Raw genomic sequence first — 21226 nt, 5'->3', positions numbered from 1 at the left:
TCACGCATGGAAGAGCACCCGTCGGATCGCGGCCACGTTGGTGAAGATCCGGATGCCGAGCACGACCACGACGCCGGTCGAGAGCTGCGAACCCACCCCGATCTGGTCGCCGACCCACACGATCAGGGCGGCGATGAGGACGTTGCTGACGAAGGACACGACGAAGACCCGGTCGGTGAAGGTGCCCTCGAGGTAGGCGCGGAACGCGCCGAACAGGGCGTCCAGGGCCGCGACGATGGCGATCGGGAGGTAGGGCTGGAGCACGGTCGGCAGCGTGGGCTCCAGCAGCAGCCCGAGCACGATGCCGACCACGAGGCCGATCAGCGGGATCACCGGCGCTGCACCCCCTCTCCGTACTGCGCGTAGCGCAGCGTGATGCCCGGGTCGGAGTCGAGCACCAGGCGGTCGGCGTCGGAGGTCGTGTAGGTCATGTCGCGGTTCTGGGAGAGGTCGTTCCACCAGGCGCCGGCGGCCGACTCGGCGAGCCGGCCCTGCAGCGTACGCGGGTCGCCGATGGCCTCGACCCGGTACGGACGCGTGAGCGAGCGGTAGTCGACGGTGATCGCGTCGCCGGCCCCGCGGATGGCGGTGAGGGACGACAGGCGGTGGCCGTTGATGGCCACGGCCTCGGCGCCGGAGGCCCACAGCCCGTTGGCCAGGACCTGCAGGTCGAGGTCGAGGACCTGGTCACGGGCGTCGTCGGCCCCGCCCGAGGCGTCGTCGACGACGATGACGACGCCCGGCCCCGTGACCGGCGCCTGACCCACGGCCGGGCCGAGGCGGTCGATCTCGGCCTCGAGGGCGCGGCTGGCGTCGTCGTCGCCCAGGGCGACCGAGCGGAGCTGGTCGATCTGGTGGTTGAGGTCGTCGACCTGCAGCCGCAGCGCGTCCTGCTGCGTCTCGGCGTCGCCGATGCGGGTGAGCAGCTCGGTGCGCTCGGTCGCGGCGACCGGCGCGGTCCGGTCGGTCTGCAGGGCGGCGACGGCGAACAGCGTGCCGGCGAGGACCAGGACCAGCGCGGCCGCCCACCGTCCGCGGGCCGGCGGGCGTACCGGGGCGTCGGGACCGTCCGCGGCACCCGCCACCCGGGCGTAGTCGGGGTCGACCGGCTCGCGGAGGATCTGGTTGAGCAGATCCATGCTCGCGTCGGGACGCCGCCCGGCACCCCGGACCGCGGAGCCGGGGGCGCTCACGAGGCGCCCTCGGCGCTCGCGTGGGCCAGCACCCCGGCGTAGACCTCGACGAGCTGCGGGCCGACGACCGACCAGTCGAACCGCTGCGCCAGGGCCTGCGCCCGCGCGGTGCGATTGCCGCGGCCCTCCCCCAGCGCCGCCGACGCGGCCCGGGCCAGGTCGGACGCGTCGCCCCGGGCGAAGACCCAGCCCGCCGGGTCGGCCGCGCCGCCCAGCAGGTCGACGAAGGGCGTCAGGTCCGACGCCACGACGGGCGTCCCGGCGGCCATCGCCTCGAGCACGACGATGCCGAAGCTCTCGCGGGCGGTGTGCGGGGCCACGAAGGCGTCGACGGCGTGCAGCAGCGCGCGCTTCTCGTCCTCGCTGACCAGCCCGAGGGCGCGGCAGCCCTCCGGCAGGGTCCGGCGCCCGGGCCCGGCCACCAGCACCTCCAGACCGGGGTGCTCGCGCCGCAGCGCGGGCAGGGCGGCGAGCAGCACGTCGAGGCCCTTGCGCGGCTCGTCGGTCCGGCCGAGGAAGAGCAGCCGCGGCGGACCATCGCGCCCCGGCACCCGCTCCCCCGGTGCGTACGCGGCGACGTCCAGCCCGTTGGGCACGACGACGGTGTCCCGGTCGAGGTGGGCGGCGACGACCGCGCGCGCGGTGGGCGAGACGGCGACCCCGGCGTCGATCCGGTCGACCGCCCCGGCCAGCGCCGTCCCGGCGAGGCGCAGGGCGCGCGAGCGCGGCGTGGCCGTGTGGAAGGTCGCGACCACCGGCGAGCGGGCCGCGCGCAGGGCGTGCAGCGAGGTGCTCGGGGCCAGCGGCTCGTGCACGTGGAGCAGGTCGACGGCCTGAGCGGCGACCCAGCGCCGCGTCCGGGCCAGCGCCAGCGGACCCGGGGCGACGGGCGCCACCGAGCCGTTGTAGCGCACCCCCAGCGCCGCCCCGGCCGAGGCGAACCGGGCCGGATCCAGGCCGTGCGCGTCCTCGGGCAGGCCGCCGGGGGCGAGCACGCGGACGTCGTGGCCGGCGCCCCCGAGGTGCGCGGCGAGGCCGAGGACCTGGGCCTGCACGCCGCCGGGGACGTCGAGGGCGTACGGGCAGACCAGCCCGACGCGCAGCGGGCGGCGCGGGGCGGGGCTCATGCGGCCGCCTCGGTGGTGCGGTCCCTCGGGACGCGGGCGGGCAGGTCGAAGAACGGCTGCAGCAGGTGCCAGTCCTCGGCGTGGTCGGACAGGACGGCGGTGAAGAAGTCCGCGCACGCCTGCACCATCGCCACGAGGCCGTCGTCGCCGGGCTGGGCGGGCACGACCGGGCCGAGCACGAGCCGCATCCGGGCACCGCGGCGCAGCGGCTGCCCGCCGTAGTGGGCGACCGTCGGGATGAGCGCGGCGCCGCTGCGGCGCGCGACCTCGGCCGGCCCGGCGGGCATGGTCACGCGCTTGCCGGCGAGGTCGACCTCGACGCCGCGGCCGCTGAAGTTGCGGTCGGCCATCAGGCAGACCAGGCGGCCGCGGTGCACGTGCTCGACGAGCGTCTCGACCAGCCCGGGCGCCCGGTGGGACAGGATCTCCATGCCGAGGCCCTCGCGGAAGGCGAGGAACGCCGCGAACTCGTCGGCCCCGAGCTGCTCGGCCACGCTCGTCACCGGCATCCCGCTGAGGCAGGCCCAGGCGCCGGCGAGGTCCCAGTTGCCGCTGTGCGGCAGCGCGATGACCGCACCCGTCGTGCCGAACGCCTCGTGCACGACCGGCCCGTTGACGAGGTCGACCCGGTCGACGACGTCGGCGGACGACCAGCGCGGCAGCGCGAGCACCTCCCAGAACGTGCGGACGTAGGAGGCGATCCCCGCGCGCAGCAGCCGGTCGTCGGCCGGGCGCCCGGACATCACCGAGAGGTTCGTCCGCAGCCGCCCGACGTGCTCGCCCTCGCGGGCCACGACGACCCGGGCAGCCAGAGCCCCGAGCACGCGGACGACGGGCTCGGGCAGCCGTCCCCCGTGGCGCCAGCCGAGGCGGTACGCGGCGCGGACCAGCCGCCGCCGGGCCTCAGACCGGCTGACCATGCGGTGCCGACGACGAGGAGCTGCCGCGGCGGCCCTTCGCCTGGCGGCGCACCTGCTCGATGCGCTGGAACACGGTGATCATGCTCGTGACGGCGAGCAGCGCCATCGCGGCCTCGAGGACGTACGGCACGCCGAGGCCCGCCAGGAACGCGCCGACCAGCACGATGACCAGCCGGTCAGCGCGGGCGGCGAGCCCGCCGCCGCAGGTGAAGCCCAGGCTCTCGGCCCGCGCCTTGACGTACGAGGTCCACTGCCCGAAGACCAGCCCGGCCAGGGCGACGGCGGCCCACAGCGTCGAGTCCTCGCGGTAGGCGAAGAAGAGCAGGAGACCGCCGAACACCGCGGCGTCGCCGAGGCGGTCCGACGTCGAGTCGAGGAAGGCGCCCCACGCCGACGCCGTGCCGGTGGTCTTGGCCATCAGCCCGTCGATCATGTCGGAGACGACGAAGACGGTGACGACGAGCACGCCCTGCCACAGCCAGCCCTGCGGGAAGCACACCAGCGCGCCGAGGACGACGCCGATCGTGCCGGCCACGGTGACCACGTCGGGCGACACGCCGCGACGGATCAGGAAGCGCACGACCGGGCCGAGCACGAGCCCGGAGAGCGAGCGGAAGCGTTCGAGCATCAGGCGTCACCCGCCACGCGCGCCCAGGCGTCGGTGACGACCTGCCACGTCTGGTCGAGCAGCTGGGGCAGGGCCTTGGTCTGGCCGACGACGGGCAGGAAGTTCGCGTCGCCGGACCAGCGCGGCACGACGTGCTGGTGCAGGTGGGCGGCGATGCCGGCGCCGGCGATCGCCCCCTGGTTGAGCCCGAGGTTGAAGCCGTCCGGCGCGCTGGCCGCGCGGACGACCCGCATGCACTGCTGGGTCAGCCGGGCGACGGCGTGCGTCTCCTCCGTCGTCAGGTCGGTGTAGTCGGCGACGTGGCGGTAGGGGCAGACGAGCAGGTGCCCCGGGGAGTAGGGGTAGAGGTTCAGCACGACGTAGGCCAGCTCGTCGCGGTGCACGATCAGCGCCTCGCGGTCGTCGCCGCGCTGCGGGATGGTGCAGAAGGGGCAGTCGGCCGCGTCGGCCGTCCTCGGCTTGTCCTGCCCGCCGATGTAGACCATCCGGTGCGGCGTCCACAGCCGCTGGAACCCGTCGGGGTCGCCGGGCCGCGTGCCCTCCCCCTCGACCTCCACCTGCACGTCGTCCCTCTTCTGCTCGTCCAGCGCCGGTACGGCGCCCACCCTGGGGCGTGGCGCCGCACCCATCCTCCCCCGTCGGAGGGGGTCGGTGTCAGACCTGGACGCGCGCGGCGACCGCGCCGGTGATCTCGCGGACCGCCTCCTCCACCGGCACGCCGTTCTTCTGCGTGCCGTCGCGGTAGCGGAACGACACCGCGCCCGCCTCGACGTCGTCCGCCCCGGCGATGAGCATGAAGGGGACCTTCTGCTTCTGGGCGTTGCGGATCTTCTTCTGCATGCGGTCGTCGCTGTCGTCGACCTCGACGCGGATCCCGGCGCTCGCCAGCCGGTCGGCGACCTCGGCGAGGTAGGGCGCGTAGTCCCCCGCCACCGGGATGCCGACGACCTGGACGGGCGCGAGCCAGGGCGGGAAGGCGCCGGCGTAGTGCTCGACGAGGACGCCGATGAACCGCTCGATCGAGCCGAACTTGGCCGAGTGGATCATCACCGGCTGCTGGCGGGTGCCGTCGGCGGCCTGGTACTCCAGGCCGAAGCGCGCCGGCTGGTTGAAGTCGTACTGGATCGTCGACATCTGCCAGCTGCGCCCGATGGCGTCGCGGGCCTGCACCGAGATCTTCGGGCCGTAGAACGCGGCGCCGCCGGGGTCGGGCACGAGCGTCACGCCCGAGGCGACCGCGACGTCCTCGAGCACCTTCGTGGCGACCGCCCACTCCTCGTCGGAGCCGATGAACTTGTCCGAGTCGCCGCGCGTCGACAGCTCGAGGTAGTAGTCGTCCAGGCCGAAGTCGCGCAGCAGCCCGAGCACGAAGTCGAGCAGGTGCTGGATCTCACCGGGCGCCTGCTCCGGCGTCACGTACGAGTGGCTGTCGTCCTGCGTCAGCCCGCGCACCCGCGTCAGGCCGTGCACGACGCCGGAGCGCTCGTAGCGGTAGACCGAGCCGAACTCGAAGAACCGCAGCGGCAGCTCGCGGTAGGAGCGGCCCCGGCCCCGGAAGATCAGGTTGTGCATGGGGCAGTTCATCGCCTTGAGGTAGTAGCTCGACCCCTCGAGCTCCATCGGCGGGAACATCGTGTCCTTGTAGTAGGGCAGGTGGCCCGACGTGTGGAACAGCCCCTCCTTGCTGATGTGCGGCGTCCCGACGTAGTCGAACCCCTCCTCGATGTGGCGCCGGCGGACGTAGTCCTCCATCTCGCGCTTGATCACACCGCCCTTGGGGTGGAACACCGGCAGGCCGGAGCCCAGCTCGTCGGGGAAGGAGAAGAGGTCCAGCTCGGCGCCGAGCTTGCGGTGGTCGCGCCGCGCCGCCTCGGCCAGCCGGAACTCGTACGCCTTGAGCTCGTCGCGGCTCGGCCAGGCCGTTCCGTAGACGCGCTGGAGCTGGGCGTTGGCCTGGTCGCCGCGCCAGTAGGCCGCCGAGCTGCGCGTCACCGAGAAGGCCGGGATGTAGCCCGTGTGCGGGACGTGCGGGCCCCGGCACAGGTCGAACCACGCCACCGAGCCGTCGCGCTTGAGGTTGTCGTAGATCGTCAGCTGGCCGGCGCCGACCTCGACCGAGGACGCGTCCCCGGAACCGTCACCCTCGCCCACGTGCCCGACCGGGTCGGCGGCGCTGCCCTTGTCGCGGATCAGCTCGAGCTTGTACGGCTCGTCGGCCAGCTCGCTGGCGGCCTGCTCGTCGCTGACCTCGCGGCGGCGGAAGCGCTGGCGCTCCTTGACGATGCGCTGCATCGCCTTCTCGACCTCCTTGAGCGCCTCCGGCGTGAAGGGCTCGGCCAGGTCGAAGTCGTAGTAGAAGCCGTCGGTGATCGGCGGGCCGATGCCCAGCTTCGCGTCCGCGTGCAGGCTCTGCACGGCCTGGGCGGCGACGTGGGCCGCCGAGTGCCGCAGGATCGCGAGGCCGTCGGGGCTGCCGATGGCCACCGGCTCCACCGCGGCGCCGTCGGCGATCTCCCGGCCGAGGTCCTGCAGCTCGCCGTCGACGCGCATCGCCACCACCGTGCGGTCGTCGCCGAAGCGGTCCAGCCCCGTCTCCACGTGCTCGGTCTCCGTCGTCACGCCGCCGGCCTGCTGGTCGCGGGGCGAGGACGGGGACGGGCTGTCGGGCACGGTGCTGCGGACCTCCTGGGCGTGCGCCACGCGGGTCGCGGCGCCCGGTCAGACTAGCCCGCACGGACCGCCCCACCCGCCCGGGTTTCGACGGGTGCGAGGCTGGGGCATGGCCGACGGCACCCGGTCCGACCCGCGGGCGGACCCGTGGCTCGAGCACTGCCTCGCGCTGCCGGGCGCCTGGCGCGACGAGCCCTGGGACGGGCAGGTGGTGGCCAAGGTCGGGCCGAAGATCTTCGCCTTCCTGAGCGGGCTCCAGCCGGCGGTGCTCGGGGCGCCGCGGGCGATCGGGCTCAAGTGCGGCGACCGCGAGGCCGCGGACCTGTGGCTGGAGCGCTACCCGGGCTCGGTCACGGTGCTGCCTTACATCGGCCGCTGGGGCTGGAACGCGTTCACCCTCGACGGCTCCGTGCCCGACGACGACGTCGCCGAGCTGGTGGAGCGCTCGTACGAGATCGTGGTCGCGTCGCTGCCGCGGCGGCTGCGTCCGCCGGGCACGGCCTGAGGCGTCGGGACCGGCGCTGCTGATGAGGGGTGGGCGATACTGGGTTCGAACCAGTGACCTCTTCGGTGTGAACGAAGCGCGCTACCACTGCGCCAATCGCCCCTCTGCCCCGGAGGGCGGGCATCACCATACCCGATCCGGACGGCTGATCACTCCCGTGGGATCAGGGATCGAGGTCGGCGCCCGAGCGCTCGGCGAAGACGCCGGCGAGCTGGGCGGTGACCATCCCCAGCCCGGTGAAGGCGTAGCCGTCCCAGCGCTCGACGAGCTGCACGTCGCGCAGCGACGAGGTCAGGAACACCTCGTCGGCACCCAGCGCCTCCTCCAGCGTCAGGTCGCGCTCGGTCACGTCGGCCCACTCGAGCAGCAGCTCGCGGGTGATGCCGGCGAGCGCCCCCGACGCGAGCGGCGGCGTGACGACCTCACGGCCGAAGACGCAGAAGACGTTGGTGCCGGTGCCCTCGCAGACCTTCCCCGCGGTGTTCAGGAAGACCGTCTCGCCGCAGTCGTGCTCGCGGGCGAAGGCGAGCCCGCGGACGTTCTCGCCGTACGAGGTCGACTTCACCCCGGTCAGCGCGCCGTGCTCGTTGCGCCGCCACGGTGCGGTGACCACGTCGGTGCCCGCCGGCGGCACCTCGGCGGCGGTCGCCGCCACGACCAGCGTCGGGACGCCGTACGCGGCCTGCGAGCCGAGCGGCCCGTCGCCGCCGGTCCAGGTGATCCGTACCTTGCCGTGGGCCCAGCTGCGGTCGGCCAGCACCGCGTCGACCGCCGTGGCGATCACCCCGCGGTCGGGACGCGGCAGCCCCATCGCCCGCGCCGAGCGCTCCAGGCGGTCGAGGTGGCGGCGCAGCGCGAAGGCCCCCGCCGGGGTCACCTTCAGAGCCTCGAAGACGCCGTCGCCCACGACCAGGCCGTGGTCGGTCGCCCCCACCCGGGCGTCGCGGGCGTCGGCGTACAGGTGGCCGTCGACCCAGACGGTGGGCCGGAGCCCCAGGTCGGTGGCGGACGCGTCCCGGTCGAGCTGCATCCCGTCAGCCTAGGGAGCGGGTGGTGTGGCGCAGCCCACGCAGGCTCGACACGCGCCGCGGTGAGACGTTTGGACTCCCGGCTCCGGCTCGGCTAATGTCTTCTCTCGCGCCCCGGACGAGAAACCGGCAGGGAAAACGCAGGGAGAACATCCCGGGGCGCATGCGGACGTGGCTCAGTTGGTAGAGCATCACCTTGCCAAGGTGAGGGTCGCGGGTTCGAATCCCGTCGTCCGCTCGGAGCGAGTCTCGCCCACCCCGTTGGGGAGAAGTAGTTCCCCGGTGGAGTGGCCGAGAGGCGAGGCAACGGACTGCAAATCCGTGTACACGGGTTCAAATCCCGTCTCCACCTCGGGCGATTGGCGCAGCGGTAGCGCGCTTCCCTGACACGGAAGAGGTCACTGGTTCGATCCCAGTATCGCCCACGAGGACGAAGGGGCCCCTGACCTGCGGCAACGCAGCAGGGGCCCTTCGCAATCAGCTAAGAAGCGCGCTCTGGTTGCTGGTTTGATTGCTGGCCTCCTGTCCCTCGTCGTCTCTTAGTTCCCAGGACAAACTGCCCACCAGCCGCGCAGACGAGCTGAGTGTCGGCGTCGCATGGGTTGATGTGGGCGCGCAGCACGGCGGTGTTGCGGCCCTTGGTCTGGGCGAGATGCCGCTCTCGTCAAACGCGTAAGTTGCCGGCTCAGCCTGGGAGGGCGGTCCTCGACGGACATGAGGGTCAGGCCCTGATCGTCATCTTGCGTTCCAGCGACATTGAGCTGGCGGCGAGAGCGTTGGCGATCACCCGCTCGCGAGCGGCGGTGCGAAGGCCTCGCCGAGGTGACGGGATGCGCCGATGGCGGTGCCAGACTTCCTGGCGAGTCAGTTATGGCCCTGTCGGGCCCGCTGGTGCCACTGGGGTCGGGCGGAGGCCGACGGATGCGGCGAGATCGGCTGTGGCTGTCGCGACAGCCGCGGACGCCAGCTCCTGAAGCTCGGACATCGTGATCGGGCAACCGGGACGGGTCTGCAGGGCGAGAACGCTGCCGCGGACGACGCTGCCGACGTCGTTGGCGCTGACGTCGATTCCGCTACGGGCGAGGGCGAGCAGCCGCTGCACGGCGACGTCGCCTGCCGCGGCCACGTCCGCCTGCCCCACTGCTGCCGAGCTGCTAGCGCGGTCGGCCTTGCGGCACACGACGATCGAGTCCAGGTTCGAGGGGACCAGTGCTGCCGACTTCACCGCCGAGCTCGACATCTCCGCCTTGACTGGCTGGATGGCGGTGACGACGAGCCCGGCCGCACGCAGCGCCGACATCAGCGACGTCCATCCCGTCTCGCGGGCGTGATGGAACGTGAACGCGAGCAGGCCGTCGTCGGCCAGGACGCGGGCGCACTCGACCCACACGGCACGGATCGCCGACTCGAAGGCGTCCGCCGCTACCGCCTGCACCTCGCCGTCCTGGCGGGTCGTCGCGAGCTGCGGGTACCCGGGGTATGGCCGCACGCCGACGAGCCAGGCGTGGAAGAAGTCAGCGAGCTCGGAGTAGTGGACGTTGTCCATGTACGGCGGGTCGGTCACGATCAGTGCGACGCTGGCGTCGGGCAGGTCAGTCGAGGCGGAGTCGCCCGCAACGACATACGCGGCCGGTCGCGCGGCGTTGGCCAGCTCGGCCCACGAACTGACGACGTCGACGTCGAGCTCGGCGGACAGCCCGTCGCGGCGTCGGACGGTTCCGGCCGCGTCGGACACCAGGTCGTCCGGGCGCTGCTTGTACCGCTGGGCGCGCAGCAGCCTGGTCTCAAACAGCGCGGAGAATGACCCGCTGGAGCTGGCCACGCCCCACGGGTGCGCCTCGAGCGGGGTTCGCTGCGGCTGCAGGACGTGGTGCTTGAACATGTGCCGTACCGCTCCGGTGCCTTCGCCCTTGTAGGAGCAGAACAGGTTGTTGAACTCGAGGGTCCCGCTGAACAGGGTGGCGAGCGCCTCCCGTTCGGCTGACTCGTCGAGGTCGCGGACCGCGGCGCCGAGCAGGCCGAGGCAGTACAGCTGTCGGGCGTTGAAGAACTGCTCCCAGCGCCGGTAACCCCACCGGAGCGGCATCGTCGTGTTGTAGCCGGACTCGAGATGCCCGACCGGGGACACGAGGTCGCCCGCGTGCTCCTCGTGCAGGCGCGCGGTCTGCTCGTACAGCGCGCGGTCGAAGTCGTCGATCGGGCGGTACTCGCGAGCCCCGTCAGCGGTCAGGACGAGCTTTGCGTACATCGAGGCGTCCGGCGGGTGCCCGTCGAGAGCGTCGAGAGCGTCGACGACGGCCGACGTGTGACCACTGCCGCACATCATCTTGCGCCCGTTGACCGGGCCGTCGAACGTCGCGTGCTCGTGACCGTTCGCGCACGTGAAGCCCGACTGCTCGGCCGGGTTGACGGCGACGACGTCGTGGCAGGTGGCGCAGACCGCCTGCGCGAGCGGACGTCTGGCCGGGTAGGCGTGCTTGGCGAACACGTAGGAGGAGAACAGCTCGACGTCGTCCCCGCACTCCCGGCACGCGACGTGCAGGACCCAGAAGTAGTAGAGGACGTGCTCTCCGGCTGCGCTGCGGTGGACGCGCTCGATCTCGTCCTGGCAGGCAGCGGCGACCTGCTTGAACGCGGTCGTGAGCAGGCCCTCGTCCCAACGGGCCAGCGCCTGACGCTGCACGAGCGCGGCGACCGGGTTGATGTCGCGTCCCACGGCGCGGGCGCCGAGCTTCACCGCTTCGACCAGGGTCGTGCCTGAGCCGGCGAAGCAGTCGAACACGGTCAGCCCGTCGAGCCGCGTCGGGCCCGCGTACGCGTCGCCCGCCTGCTCCGCCGTCTCGGTGACGGCGGCGGTCAGGATGCCGCGGAACACCGACCCGAGCCTCTGGGCCCACCACTTGTGGGTGTGCGTCGCCGGTCGGTGCAGCTCCTTGCGCCACGACTCCCGCTGCGCGGCCGCGCTGATCAGCACCGCCGGGAAGTTGTGCTCCAGCGCAGTCCGAGCGGGCACGGCGACGATCCGTGACGGGCTCACCTCGGGGCCAGACGGGGCGGCGGCTGAGCCCATGGACGCCACGGTTGGCGCCCAGTCGGGCTGCGTGGCGCACGGCGCCGCGGGTTCGGTCACGAGTCTCCTGTCGGGATGGGTTCATCATCACCGACGCAGCGGACATGGACGCGCGCCACGATCAATACCCAGACGAGCTCTCGCCTGGGGTGTCGATCGTGCTGGGCGTTTCAATGCTGACGTCTTGGTCGCCCCGACCGCGTCAGCGGCGGCAGCACGGATCTTGACGGAAGCGTGGGCCCAGTGCCGGCCTTCTTTTTGTCGGCAACCGTGACCGGACCAGGTCTCGGAAGGCTGCGGGGGGTGCGGCTGGACGGGACCGGAGCAGCGGACGGACGGACGAGCGAGACATTAGCCTGGCGAGTGCTCCGGACGTGAGGTCGAGCAGCACGGTCCCGCTTTGCCCAGACCGCTGACAGTCGAGGACACCTCGCCCAGCTAGCTCGAGCGCGCCTGCGCCAGACCGGCATCGGGCGCTACTTAGCCCGGCTGTCAGTGCCCGCAGTTAGGGTGACCCGCGTCTGAACCGCGCGGTGGGGGGCCGCCGCGTGCGAGATCAGCGCGAGAGGGGGCGGTGGTGTCGTACCTGGACGACCTCGTGCCTGCCGATACGGATCCTGACGACCTGCTCGAGAGGCTGCGGAAGCGGCGGCTGAAGGACGGGCGCCTTACGGTCGAGCTCGGACCTCTCGATCACGCCCTGCTGCGCCTGCTGGACGTAGCCCTGCCCGAGCCCGGCAGCCGGCTGTGGATGGAGCTCCCGCGCGGCCGACACGACGTCGCCGTGATGTGCGGGGTCTACCTGCAGCTGCGCCGCCTCGGAGAGCAGCGCCAAGGCGTCTTCGACGGCCTCGGGTTCCGCGGCCCGGTCGTCGTGATCGGCTACAACACGAACCTGACCGAGCGGCTGCGAAAAATCCGCATCGGCGCGGAGAGCCTGTCGGAGGCGATCTCCGCCGGGCGGGTCCGGGCGAACGGCACCGTGGTCGACCTGGGGGGCGTCGTGTCGCCGGCCACCAGCTGGAGCAACGGGCTGCTGTACCTGAACACCTCGCTCGGCTGGCCGACGCTGAGGGGCGTCAAGCCGGGGGTCGTCATCATCGACCGCTCCGGCTTCGCCTCCGACGACACCCTGCTCCGTGCGCTGCAGTGGGCGGGCGCCCACACGGCGGGCCGGGTCCTCGTGCTCGCCGACATCGGCGGCGTCCCGCCCAAGGTCGGGCTGCCGTTCCGGGTGTGGCCGTGGGCTCCCCAGCTCGTCCGCGACGTCCGCGACGAGCTCGGCAAGGAGCCTGCGTGTGGCCCGCTGTCGACGAACCCGCTGCTGAACGCGCTGCAGGCGCGTCCCACTGCTGCGGTCTACACCGCGCCCGCGTTGACCGCGGCCCGGACCCGCTGCTTCGCTGGGGTCCGCGCAGCTCGCAGGGTCAGCCGCGAGCTGCCGCGCGGGGTGGACGAGGCCGTGACGCTGCTCAACGTGTGCGCCGGATTGTGGGGCACGGTCCGCTCGTACAACGAGTGCGCGGCCGCGGAGACCCAGGCCCCCTCGCTGGCCACCCTGGGGCGCATGATCCGCGAGACCCATGGCAATGACCTGCGCGGAGCGTGGTCGGGGTTCGCGGAGACCCGGTGGGCCGACCTGCGCCAGAACGCGCTGACGCTGCTCGAGCTGCTCGAGGAGCGCAACCCGCGCCTCGACATGCTCGAAGGTGTCCTCGACCGGGTCGCCCGGACCCATCCAGGCGTCCCCGTCGTCGTCCGCACGGCGTCGCGGGCCGGGGCGCACGCCCTCGCGATGGACCTGACTGCACGGCGGCCCCAGCTCACTGGCGTGCTTGCCAGCGGCTCAGACGAAGCAGCGCTGCGTCTGCTGCCGTACAGCGCCAAGCTCGCGTGGACCGCGAAGCCGGTCGTCGAGATCCACCTGGGAGTCCCCGCGCCGCGCCGTCGGACCTCGCTGTTCAGCGGCGAGGCGAACGAACGCGTCGTCGTGTGCGACCCCGACGAGCTCGTCTGGCTGCAGCGCGTCCTCGACGAGCAGACCCGCCGCTGGGACCTCGACCTCGGCGCCACGACAGCTGCGCTCCGTCTCGACGGCTTGCCCAGCATCGAGGTCCGCCCGACGAAGGTGCTGCTGGGTCCGCTGCCGCTGGATGAGCGCGGCGCCGGCAGCGACGTGACGCCTCTCCAGGTACCGGTGCTCGACCTGCTCTCCCTGTTCTCCGAGTTCGACAAGGCGGTCGCCGGCGCCGCACCCGACGAGGCGCCCAGCGCGGACGAGGCGACAGACGCCGCCGCCGCCGGACGCGAGGTGCTCGCCGTGCCGGTCCGCCTCGTGCCCGGGACGACGATGTGCTGGCTCGCAGCCGACTCGACGGTCGACGTCATCGTCGGCCAGGCGTACACGACTTCGCCCGCGACCGATCTGCGGGCGGGCATGTCGGTCGTCCTGCCCCGAGGCGACACGGGTGTGGGCCTGTTCGACCGTCTCCTTGCGGCTTCTCGACAAGACGTCGACGTCCGAGCGGTCGAGACGATGCTCTCCCGGTTCCGCCGGGCTGTGCTGCAGCTGCACGACATCAGCGGCACCTGGGACGGGGTGGTCACGCGCATGCAGAGCATGGGGAGCTCGGTGACCAGCGGCGCCACGTGCCGGGCCTGGTCGCGCGGTGACTCGATAGCGCCCGACGACCCCGAGGACATCCGACGCGTCGGCCTGCTCACCCACTCCATCGAGCTGACAGGCCAGGAGCAGTGGCAACGGCTGGGCCGGATGGCCGAGCAGCTCCGCGGCATGCGCCGCGACCTCGGCCGGCTGGCGGCACGCGCGACGTCGGAGGCCGCGTCCGGAGCGTCCGGGGCGGCGCTCGAGGCCCTGTCGAAGGCGTACGGGGGCATCGACGTCTCCGAGGTCGTCGAGGAGTTCGACTCCCACAAAGTCGCCGCGGTCGGACCCGCCTCGCTCGTTCACGCTGCACGCCTGCGGCGGGTCCTGCCCTCCGCCGAGTTCCCCCGTCGACTTCAGGAGAAGACCGCATGAGCACCTCGACCAGGTCCAGCGGACCGGGCCACGTCGCAGCCGCGCACGAGCAGGCGGCCAGCGCCGACGGGCACGACATCGCCGGCGACGACCTCGGCCCGGTCGAGGCGTCGGTAACGAACCAGCGGGAGAGCAAGGTCGTCGACTGGCTCGTCGAACGTCTCGCCGACCGCCTCGCCGACCGCGGCGACCAGGAGCACCCGCCGCCGTGGGAGCCGAGACGCAACGTGCTGCTCGGCGTGCTCGAGCCGGTCCGGGTGATCCTGCCCCCGCCGACCGAGGCGTCCAAGGCCGACCACCCCGGTCAGGACGAAGACACCGACTCCGAACCAGCTGCGCCCATCCCGCCCCAGCTGGTCCGCAAGCCGTCCGGCGAGGTCCCCAGCCTGGGCCTGACGTTCCGCCTGCGCGCTGAACCGGGCGCCACGTCGGTCCCGCTGAACATCGACGCGTCGTTCGCGCTGTACCTCGAACGGGTCGCCGCGCTCCGCTACCAGCGCATCAGCCTCGGCGAGGTGCCCACCGCCACCCCGGGCACAGCCGAGACGGGCGCGAGCACAGAAGCGCCTGGCGTCACCGGCGCAGACCCGTCGGCGGCCGCGCAGGGCGGCGCGGCCCCTACCGCATCCGAAGCCGGCGACCCATCCGGCGCGGCGGACGGCCCGGCGCTCAAGCCGTCTCGCAAGCGGGTCAAGAAGGTGCGGATCCTCGGCGCGTGGAAACGTCACGACGTCGCCGCGTCGGGGCTGCACGCAGAGCTGCCCCTCAACGGTGACGTCGTCACCATCGACTCCGACCTGCAGCAGCACGCGGCCGAGCTGATCTGGGCGCACTACGGTCGGGCCGACGCGATGCGTCCCCTCCTGGGCAGGGGCCGCAACCAGATCCCGGAGTCCGCCCTCGACAGCGAGGAGGCGTTCGCCGCCGAGCTCGATGTCCGCCTCGACCGGTCGTGGAAGCCGGTCGTGCCCGACATCGTGCTGCAGGTCTTCGCCCAGGCTCTCGGCGACGACGAGTACCTCGTCAGCGTCACGCTGCGCAACGAGACCCTGCTGAAAGAGCGACCCGTGCAGGACCTCGCCGCCTACGACTGCCACCTCACCGTGCACCCCGGGCCCGGCGCGACCGTCGTCACCCAGCGGTTCGAGCTGGCGCCGAACAACTACCGCCTGGCCGACGCAGCTGACGTCGTCGGGCGCGGCGTCAGCTGCGTCGCCGAGCCCACCGGCGACGGCGGCCTGCAGACGCAGACGCTGCCCCGCTACGCCCAACCGGTCCTCGAGCCCCGCGAAGATCACGTCCTCGCGCCCCGATGGTCTGAGCTCGCAGCCGATCCCGACCCCATCCTCGACTCGGTGCAGGCCGCGATGAGCGCCTACGCAGACGAGTTCGCCGCCTTTGTCGACGCCGCAGCCGGGCAGCCGCACCACGACGCCGCCGACCGCGAGCGCGCGCAGTTCGCCGACGAGGTGCGCCGCTTCGCCCTCGGGCGCAAGGCGATGGCCGCCGACCCGCGCCTTCGAGCGGCGTTCCAGCTGGCCAACGAGGCGTTCGCCCAGGCGAACTCCGGCAAGAGCTTCGACACGTGGAGGCTGTTCCAGCTCGTCTACATCGTCAGCCACCTGCCCGCGCTCGCCGCGCGAGAGATCGACGACGCCCAGATGCGAGCCGAGCTCGACTACGTCGACGTGCTGTGGTTCCCCGCCGGCGGCGGGAAGACGGAGGCGTACCTCGGCCTCATCGTGACCGCGCTGTTCTACGACCGCAGCCGCGGCAAGGACCGCGGCGTCACCTCCTGGCTGCGCTTCCCCTTGCGGATGCTGTCGGTCCAGCAGCTGACGCGGGTGCTGAAGGTGCTCGTCATCGCCGAGGAGCTGCGCGTGAAGCGCCACGTCGGCGCGCCCGACGCGGACCCGTTCGCGCTCGGCTACCTGGTCGGCTCGTCCAACACCCCGAACACCCTGAAGTGGGACAAGGAGTGGTGGGGAGGCTGGGAGGTCGAGGCCCGCCGGCACGCGCGTCACGAGTTCATCGAGCAGCACATGAACGACCGGCTGATCACGACCTGCCCGTGGTGCTCGGCGAAGGCCATCGTGCTCGACCTGGACATCGAGGCGGTCGCGATCATCCACCGCTGCACCGCGTGCGGGCGGGTCCTGCCGGTGTGGATCACCGACGAGGAGGTGTACCGGCACCTGCCGGCCGTCATCATCTCCACCGTCGACAAGCTCACCGGCTACACCTGGTTCGGGGAGTACACCGCGTTCAACCACGGGCCCCGGTTCCGCTGCCCGCAGCACGGCTACTACTCGTTCCCGCTGCAGGGGACCTGCCTGGTCGGGCCCGACCTGCACCCGCCCCACAAGGGCGGGCACCCTCTCGCGCCGCCGACGAAGGACCCCGTTCCCGCGATCACTGTGCAGGACGAGATGCACCTGCTGCGCGAAGAGCTCGGCGCGTTCGGCGGCCACTACGAAGGCCTCATCGCCGAGCTGCAGCGCGGCGGGCCGTCCGCGCTGCCGACGAAGGTGCTGGCCGCGTCGGCGACGATCGAGGCGTACGAGGACCAGCTGCGGCAGGTGTACGGGCGCCACCCGCGCGCGTTCCCCTCCCCCGGGTTCAGCGACGAGCGTTCGTTCTACGTGCAGACGAAGCCGGACGTGCGCCGCACGTTCGTCGGGGTCCTGCCCAACTACCGGCGCAAGGCCGACGTCGCCGCGATCGTGTCCGCCGAGCTGCTCGAGGCGAGCACGCACCTGCCCGACGCGGTCGACCCGCTGGCCGAGCTCGGCTTCGGCGCCGAGCTCGCCGACGGGGTCGACCCCGCCCGGCTGCTGTTCGACTACGAGGTCGCGCTCAGCTACGTCAACTCGAAGACGCACGGCTCCAAGATCGACGAGGAGCTCGGCCAGCTGTCCGACAACCTCGAGAACGACGGCTTCGGGCGGTTGAGCCGGGCCGTGCTGACCGGGCAGGTGCCGATCCCGGACCTGTCGGACGCGATCGAGCGGGTCCAGACCGACAAGGTGACGACGCCGCGCCCGCAGCGGCTGCGTTCGCTCATCGGGACGTCCGTCGTCAGCCACGGCGTCGACCTGGACCGGCTGAACATGCTCATCATGGCGGGGATGCCGACGACGGCTGCCGACTACATCCAGGTGACAGCCCGGTCCGGGCGCACCCACGCAGGGCTGGTCGTGACCGTCTACGACCCGTTCTCGCGCCGCGAGCGGAGCATGTTCACCAACTTCCCCAGCTATCACCGCTTCCTCGACCAGATGGTCACCCCGGTCCCGGTGAACAAGTACGCCTGGTTCGTCGCGAACCGGACGCTGCCGGGGATGGCGATGGCGCTGTTTTACGACGTCGCACGCGACCCCGCCTTCGACGCGCCGCTGCAGGGGGTCCGCTCGTCGAAGGACTTCTCCAAGTGGTGGCGCGCACACCGCACCCACATCGAGACCGCTGTCCGCGACCGGCTGGAACGCTGCTACGCGACCCCGGTCGCCGGGGTGAACGACCCGGGCATGGAGGCCGAGCTCGCGACCCGCGCCCTGCGCGAGTGGATCGAGGTCGAAGCGAAAGCGCTCGACCGGCCGGCCGAGGAGAGGCAGACGGTGCGGATGTTCCACCAGGCGCCGCTGACGAACTTCCGCGACATCGACAACCCGTCCGAGTTCTCCGTGGGCCAGAAGAGCCTTGATGCCTACGAAGCGCTGCGTGGGGCATACGTTTCGGCCGCGTTCGCCATCGCCGAGGAGGTATAGCTGTGCAGCGCAGCCGAAGCCAGGTCCTGTTCTCGTTCCTGCCGCAGGCGGTGTTCCGCCACGAGGACCGCCTGTTCGGTCAGGTGTCCACCGTCGACGGCACCCGCGTCAGCGCGCTGAACGAGTCCGTCGTGTACGAGGAGATCTCGGCGTACCTGCAGATGTGGGACGACGACGCCCGCCTCGACCTGCCGCTGCCGACCGTCGACCGGCGCCGCGAGTACACGATCCTCAGCCCGGAGACGGTGCGCTGGGAGGTCTACCCGCTGGTGTTCGAGTGCACCCGCCGCTCCTGCGGACGGGTCCGCAGCTTCCGCGAGGCCCGCGACATCGTCCGCAGCCCGCGGTGCAGCCACTGCGGGGGAGGGCTGCGCCAGCTGCGGTTCTACAACGCGCACAACTGCGGGCGCACGCAGCCGCTGTTCGTCGCCAAGTGCTCCACGCACGGGTGGGACCACATCACGTTCGACGACACCGGCAGCTTCACCACCGCGACGTGGCGCTGCCGCGGCCAGGGGTGCAACAACGCCGTCGTGCGCCAGACGAACCAGTCCCCGTGCACCTGCGAGCGCTACCCCGGCGCCGACGGCGTCGTGCGGATGCGCGCACACACCCTCGACGACAGCCGCGCGTACACCCCGCACTACATCGACCTGGTCAACATCGACTCGTCGGTCTTCCAGGACTACCAGAAGCACCCGTCACGCGCCCAGATCGCGCTCGCGCACCACCTCGGGCTCATCTCCTCCATCCGCGAAGGCATCACGCAGGCGAACGCGTCGTCGGGTGGGACCAGGAGCAGCCCGGCCGAGTGGGCTGCGAAGGAAGCCATGTACCGCGAGATGGGACTCGGCGACTCCGAGATTGCCGTGCTCCGCGCGAGCAGCGGTCCTGCCGACTCGGGCCTGGCGGCCGTCGACGTCTCGCAGGCCGTCCTCGACACGGTCGCCGGGCGGCGTCAGGTCTACGAACGGGCCGCCGTGTACGACCCGAACGAGGTGCAGCGCTTCACCCTCGCCGACCAGCGTGCCTCAGCGGCCGCACGCAACGACCCCGCCGTCGTCCAGGTCCTCGACAAGGCCGAGACGCTGGCGAAGACGATGGGGCTGGCGGAGGTCGCGGTGTCGTGGGAGTTCCCCATCGCCAAGGTCGTCTTCGGCTACACGCGCGAGTCGCCGGTGCCCGGCGACTCCAACCTGCGCGGGTTCCGCCACCAGGCGCACCACGAGGGCAAGCACCCGGTGTACGCGGTCGAGACGGAGACCGAAGCGGTGCTGGTCACCCTGGACGCGCTCGCCGTGTGCGACTTCCTCGTCTCCCGCGGCGAGCTGGCGTCGCTGCCGGCGACCGAGGAGGACGCGAAGCGCAAGCTGCTCGAGGTGTTCGCCATCGCCGACGCGGACCCGGTGCCGGCCGCGACGGTGACTGCGCTCGTCCACACGCTCAGCCACCTGATGCTGCTCGGCCTCGACGACGGCCAGGTCGGGTTCTCCGAGTCGAGCCTGGCGGAGTGGCTGGTCCCGGAGACGCTCACGTTCGCCGTGTACGCGAACTCGCTGAAGGAGTTCACCCTCGGCGCCCTGTGGACGCTGCTGTCGTCCCGCGCGGCAGCGTGGCTGTCGGGGGTGGTCACGCGGTCGGTCCGCTGCGAGAACGACCCGCTGTGCTACCAGGAGAACCCGCGCGCGTGCGAACGGTGCACCTTCATCACGTTCGGGTGCCCGGAGTTCAACGCCGACCTCGACCGGAGGGTGCTCAGCTCGTTCTTCCAGCACCGGGGTGTGCTGGCCGCCATCTGAGCGGCACGTGACAGGACACCCGGGCAGCCCGAAGGCCGAGCTGCCGGTGCGTGCGTCAGTTCTCGGCCACGACCAGTGGAAGGGTCACGATGACGTACGTAGCGATCCCGGCCTCAACCGGCAGCGGCTATTTAGCAGTAGCGACTCTTTGCAGCTGCTTGCTGACTGGCGATCCCTCCGCGACCAGCAGGGGCGAAGAACCGGCTGTGCCGTCCCACTAGACGAATGGCGTCCGACCTGACAGCCGCCGGCGTCGTTAGCGGTCGCCACCCGCCTCCTCAACCGATTCGTCGACTTCGACGCCAGTCGTCGGCATCCTCAACCGTGCTGCCAGGTCTCGCCGATCCACCTGGAAGGGACTGCTGCAGGTTCAGCGTTCTATGGAGCTTTTTGAGGCACCCGACCTCCAACCTCACGCCGGGCAGGTCCACCTCCTGGTCCTTGGGCGTCGCCACTACATGGGCTAGTTGCGACAACCGCGTGCGGCTTCGCCCCAAGCGGAGGAGGCGACGGTGCCCCCACCAACGCCGAGACCAGACTGAGCGCACAGCGCCCTCAGCGCGGCGACTCGGCTACTGTGACGGCCGGCGGCCTGGGGGCGGGCTGCCCGGGCTTCGCCCGCTGCTGATCCGGGGGTCAGACAGATGCGTACTAGTCGAGCCGCAGCGGCCGCTGCAGTGCTGATGTTGACGGTGCTGACCGCCGGGTGCGGAGCGCCTGCCGACTCGGGATTCAGCGGGCCGACGACGTTCCCGGACCCATCGAGCAGCGCTCCCGGTGACGGACCCACCACGCAGGCGGGGAACCAGCCGACGAGCAACGACCCGGCCGACCAGGCGTCGCACGACCAGAAGGCCGACGCTGCCTGCCGCTCGCTCGGTGTCGAGTCGGCGATCCGCGAGGTCGTGCCGAACGCCGACATCGTCTACTCGTGGACCGTCCCCACCACTGGGGAGGCCCAGTGCTACTGGCAGGACCCCGCCGTCCCCATGGCGCAGCGCGACAGCGTCCCCGAGGTCTTCACCTTCGTCAGGCCGAGCACACGCCACACCCTGCACTCCGACCGCCAGTCGTCGGAAGGTGTCGGTGACAACATCGAGGACGTCGACGACCTCGGCGACGACGCGTTCGTCTCGACGGAGTCCGGCGGCCCTGCGAACGTGTCTGTACTCAAGGAGCACGGCGACGACCGGTCGACGATCTACCAGTTCGTCGTCAGCAACGTCCCCGACGGGGGCAAGGAGGACGCCATCAGCATCGCCCAGGCAGCGAAGTTGGTCACGTACTGATCACCCGGCCAGCTTGTTAGAGCCGAACATCACGCGCACCTGAAGCGGTCACGGCGCATCACTGCGCTTTCAACGCAGCGGAAGCTGTTGCCTGCGGATCAGCGCGACGTGCGAACGCTGAGTCGGGGTTTGCTGGAGCTGAGTATTCGAGGGACATCAAGTCGGAGAATCCGCTTTACAGTGCTGGGGA

14 protein-coding genes and 4 tRNA genes are annotated in these 21226 nt (G+C 71.8%); 8 read left to right on the top strand and 10 right to left on the bottom strand.

What is annotated here, in order from left to right; translation table 11 throughout:
• The 7 genes from BLU42_RS06340 to thrS all read right to left on the bottom strand — a co-directional run bounded on the left by BLU42_RS06340 (nucleotide 1) and on the right by thrS (nucleotide 6487).
• Nucleotides 1-333 carry a small basic family protein gene (locus BLU42_RS06340; RefSeq protein ID WP_091073731.1) on the bottom strand — a complete coding sequence of 111 codons (333 nt, stop codon included), beginning with the start codon at nucleotides 331-333 and terminating at the stop codon, nucleotides 1-3.
• Nucleotides 330-1193, bottom strand: coding sequence for a DUF881 domain-containing protein (locus BLU42_RS06335; RefSeq protein ID WP_091073730.1), 864 nt, complete (start codon nucleotides 1191-1193; stop codon nucleotides 330-332). Before BLU42_RS06335 ends, BLU42_RS06340 begins: the two co-directional genes overlap by 4 nt.
• Nucleotides 1190-2320 carry a glycosyltransferase family 4 protein gene (locus tag BLU42_RS06330; RefSeq protein WP_231918472.1) on the bottom strand — a complete coding sequence of 377 codons (1131 nt, stop codon included), beginning with the start codon at nucleotides 2318-2320 and terminating at the stop codon, nucleotides 1190-1192. The genes BLU42_RS06335 and BLU42_RS06330 overlap by 4 nt, the downstream gene beginning before the upstream one ends.
• A complete protein-coding gene (locus tag BLU42_RS06325; RefSeq protein WP_091073729.1) occupies nucleotides 2317-3240 on the bottom strand; it encodes a phosphatidylinositol mannoside acyltransferase in 924 nt (307 codons plus the stop codon). Before BLU42_RS06325 ends, BLU42_RS06330 begins: the two co-directional genes overlap by 4 nt.
• Nucleotides 3224-3868 carry a phosphatidylinositol phosphate synthase gene (gene pgsA / locus BLU42_RS06320; protein ID WP_091073728.1) on the bottom strand — a complete coding sequence of 215 codons (645 nt, stop codon included), beginning with the start codon at nucleotides 3866-3868 and terminating at the stop codon, nucleotides 3224-3226. The genes BLU42_RS06325 and pgsA overlap by 17 nt, the downstream gene beginning before the upstream one ends.
• Nucleotides 3868-4425: an HIT family protein gene (locus BLU42_RS06315; RefSeq protein WP_231918569.1), complete on the bottom strand. Its 558-nt coding sequence runs from the start codon at nucleotides 4423-4425 to the stop codon at nucleotides 3868-3870. The genes pgsA and BLU42_RS06315 overlap by 1 nt, the downstream gene beginning before the upstream one ends.
• Nucleotides 4426-4522: 97 nt before the next feature.
• Nucleotides 4523-6487: a threonine--tRNA ligase gene (gene thrS / locus BLU42_RS06310; RefSeq protein WP_231918568.1), complete on the bottom strand. Its 1965-nt coding sequence runs from the start codon at nucleotides 6485-6487 to the stop codon at nucleotides 4523-4525.
• A gap of 160 nt (nucleotides 6488-6647) precedes the next feature.
• Between thrS and BLU42_RS06305 the strand changes: the two genes are divergently transcribed.
• Complete coding sequence (locus tag BLU42_RS06305) at nucleotides 6648-7043, top strand: MmcQ/YjbR family DNA-binding protein (RefSeq protein WP_091073726.1); 396 nt, start codon at nucleotides 6648-6650, stop codon at nucleotides 7041-7043.
• A 30-nt stretch (nucleotides 7044-7073) separates the two neighbouring features.
• Here the strand turns inward: BLU42_RS06305 and BLU42_RS06300 are convergent.
• Nucleotides 7074-7145 (bottom strand) — tRNA-Val (locus tag BLU42_RS06300).
• A gap of 61 nt (nucleotides 7146-7206) precedes the next feature.
• Nucleotides 7207-8073 carry an aminotransferase class IV gene (locus tag BLU42_RS06295; RefSeq protein WP_091073725.1) on the bottom strand — a complete coding sequence of 289 codons (867 nt, stop codon included), beginning with the start codon at nucleotides 8071-8073 and terminating at the stop codon, nucleotides 7207-7209.
• Nucleotides 8074-8236: 163 nt separating this feature from the next.
• Here BLU42_RS06295 and BLU42_RS06290 point away from each other — a divergent pair.
• The 3 genes from BLU42_RS06290 to BLU42_RS06280 all read left to right on the top strand — a co-directional run bounded on the left by BLU42_RS06290 (nucleotide 8237) and on the right by BLU42_RS06280 (nucleotide 8496).
• Nucleotides 8237-8309, top strand: a tRNA-Gly gene (locus BLU42_RS06290).
• 43 nt (nucleotides 8310-8352) lie between these two features.
• Nucleotides 8353-8423, top strand: a tRNA-Cys gene (locus BLU42_RS06285).
• 1 nt (nucleotide 8424) lies between these two features.
• Nucleotides 8425-8496, top strand: a tRNA-Val gene (locus BLU42_RS06280).
• 443 nt (nucleotides 8497-8939) lie between these two features.
• Here the strand turns inward: BLU42_RS06280 and BLU42_RS06275 are convergent.
• The gene (locus BLU42_RS06275; protein ID WP_172825760.1) at nucleotides 8940-11084 is read right to left on the bottom strand and encodes a DNA methyltransferase; all 2145 of its coding nucleotides are present in this window, start codon (nucleotides 11082-11084) and stop codon (nucleotides 8940-8942) included.
• 655 nt (nucleotides 11085-11739) lie between these two features.
• On the opposite strand from BLU42_RS06275, the gene BLU42_RS06265 reads away from it, so the two are divergent.
• The 4 genes from BLU42_RS06265 (at nucleotide 11740) to BLU42_RS06250 (ending at nucleotide 21036) form a co-directional block, all read left to right on the top strand.
• Nucleotides 11740-14181, top strand: coding sequence for a DISARM anti-phage system protein DrmE domain-containing protein (locus tag BLU42_RS06265; RefSeq protein ID WP_157719850.1), 2442 nt, complete (start codon nucleotides 11740-11742; stop codon nucleotides 14179-14181).
• Nucleotides 14178-17948: a helicase-related protein gene (locus BLU42_RS06260; RefSeq protein ID WP_091073721.1), complete on the top strand. Its 3771-nt coding sequence runs from the start codon at nucleotides 14178-14180 to the stop codon at nucleotides 17946-17948. Before BLU42_RS06265 ends, BLU42_RS06260 begins: the two co-directional genes overlap by 4 nt.
• Before the next feature lie 2 nt (nucleotides 17949-17950).
• Entirely contained in the window at nucleotides 17951-19747 is a 1797-nt protein-coding gene (locus BLU42_RS06255; RefSeq protein ID WP_091073720.1) for a hypothetical protein, read from the top strand.
• 683 nt (nucleotides 19748-20430) lie between these two features.
• Nucleotides 20431-21036 (top strand): hypothetical protein, encoded by a 606-nt coding sequence (locus BLU42_RS06250; RefSeq protein ID WP_157719848.1) that lies wholly within the window; start codon nucleotides 20431-20433, stop codon nucleotides 21034-21036.
• Nucleotides 21037-21226 lie beyond the last annotated feature (190 nt).

This window comes from Microlunatus sagamiharensis (genome assembly GCF_900105785.1).
Classification (GTDB): domain Bacteria; phylum Actinomycetota; class Actinomycetes; order Propionibacteriales; family Propionibacteriaceae; genus Microlunatus; species Microlunatus sagamiharensis.
Note: the sequence above shows the minus strand (reverse complement) of the source record. Positions and strands in the feature narration are given on the sequence as shown.

What these genes read in the sequence shown, in the direction of transcription:
- BLU42_RS06295 (WP_091073725.1), bottom strand. Translation starts at nt 8,073, where the DNA reads ATGCAGCTCGACCGGGACGCGTCCGCCACCGACCTGGGGCTCCGGCCC.
- BLU42_RS06305 (WP_091073726.1), top strand. Translation starts at nt 6,648, where the DNA reads ATGGCCGACGGCACCCGGTCCGACCCGCGGGCGGACCCGTGGCTCGAG.
- BLU42_RS06260 (WP_091073721.1), top strand. Translation starts at nt 14,178, where the DNA reads ATGAGCACCTCGACCAGGTCCAGCGGACCGGGCCACGTCGCAGCCGCG.
- pgsA (WP_091073728.1), bottom strand. Translation starts at nt 3,868, where the DNA reads ATGCTCGAACGCTTCCGCTCGCTCTCCGGGCTCGTGCTCGGCCCGGTC.
- BLU42_RS06325 (WP_091073729.1), bottom strand. Translation starts at nt 3,240, where the DNA reads ATGGTCAGCCGGTCTGAGGCCCGGCGGCGGCTGGTCCGCGCCGCGTAC.
- BLU42_RS06330 (WP_231918472.1), bottom strand. Translation starts at nt 2,320, where the DNA reads ATGAGCCCCGCCCCGCGCCGCCCGCTGCGCGTCGGGCTGGTCTGCCCG.
- BLU42_RS06250 (WP_157719848.1), top strand. Translation starts at nt 20,431, where the DNA reads ATGTTGACGGTGCTGACCGCCGGGTGCGGAGCGCCTGCCGACTCGGGA.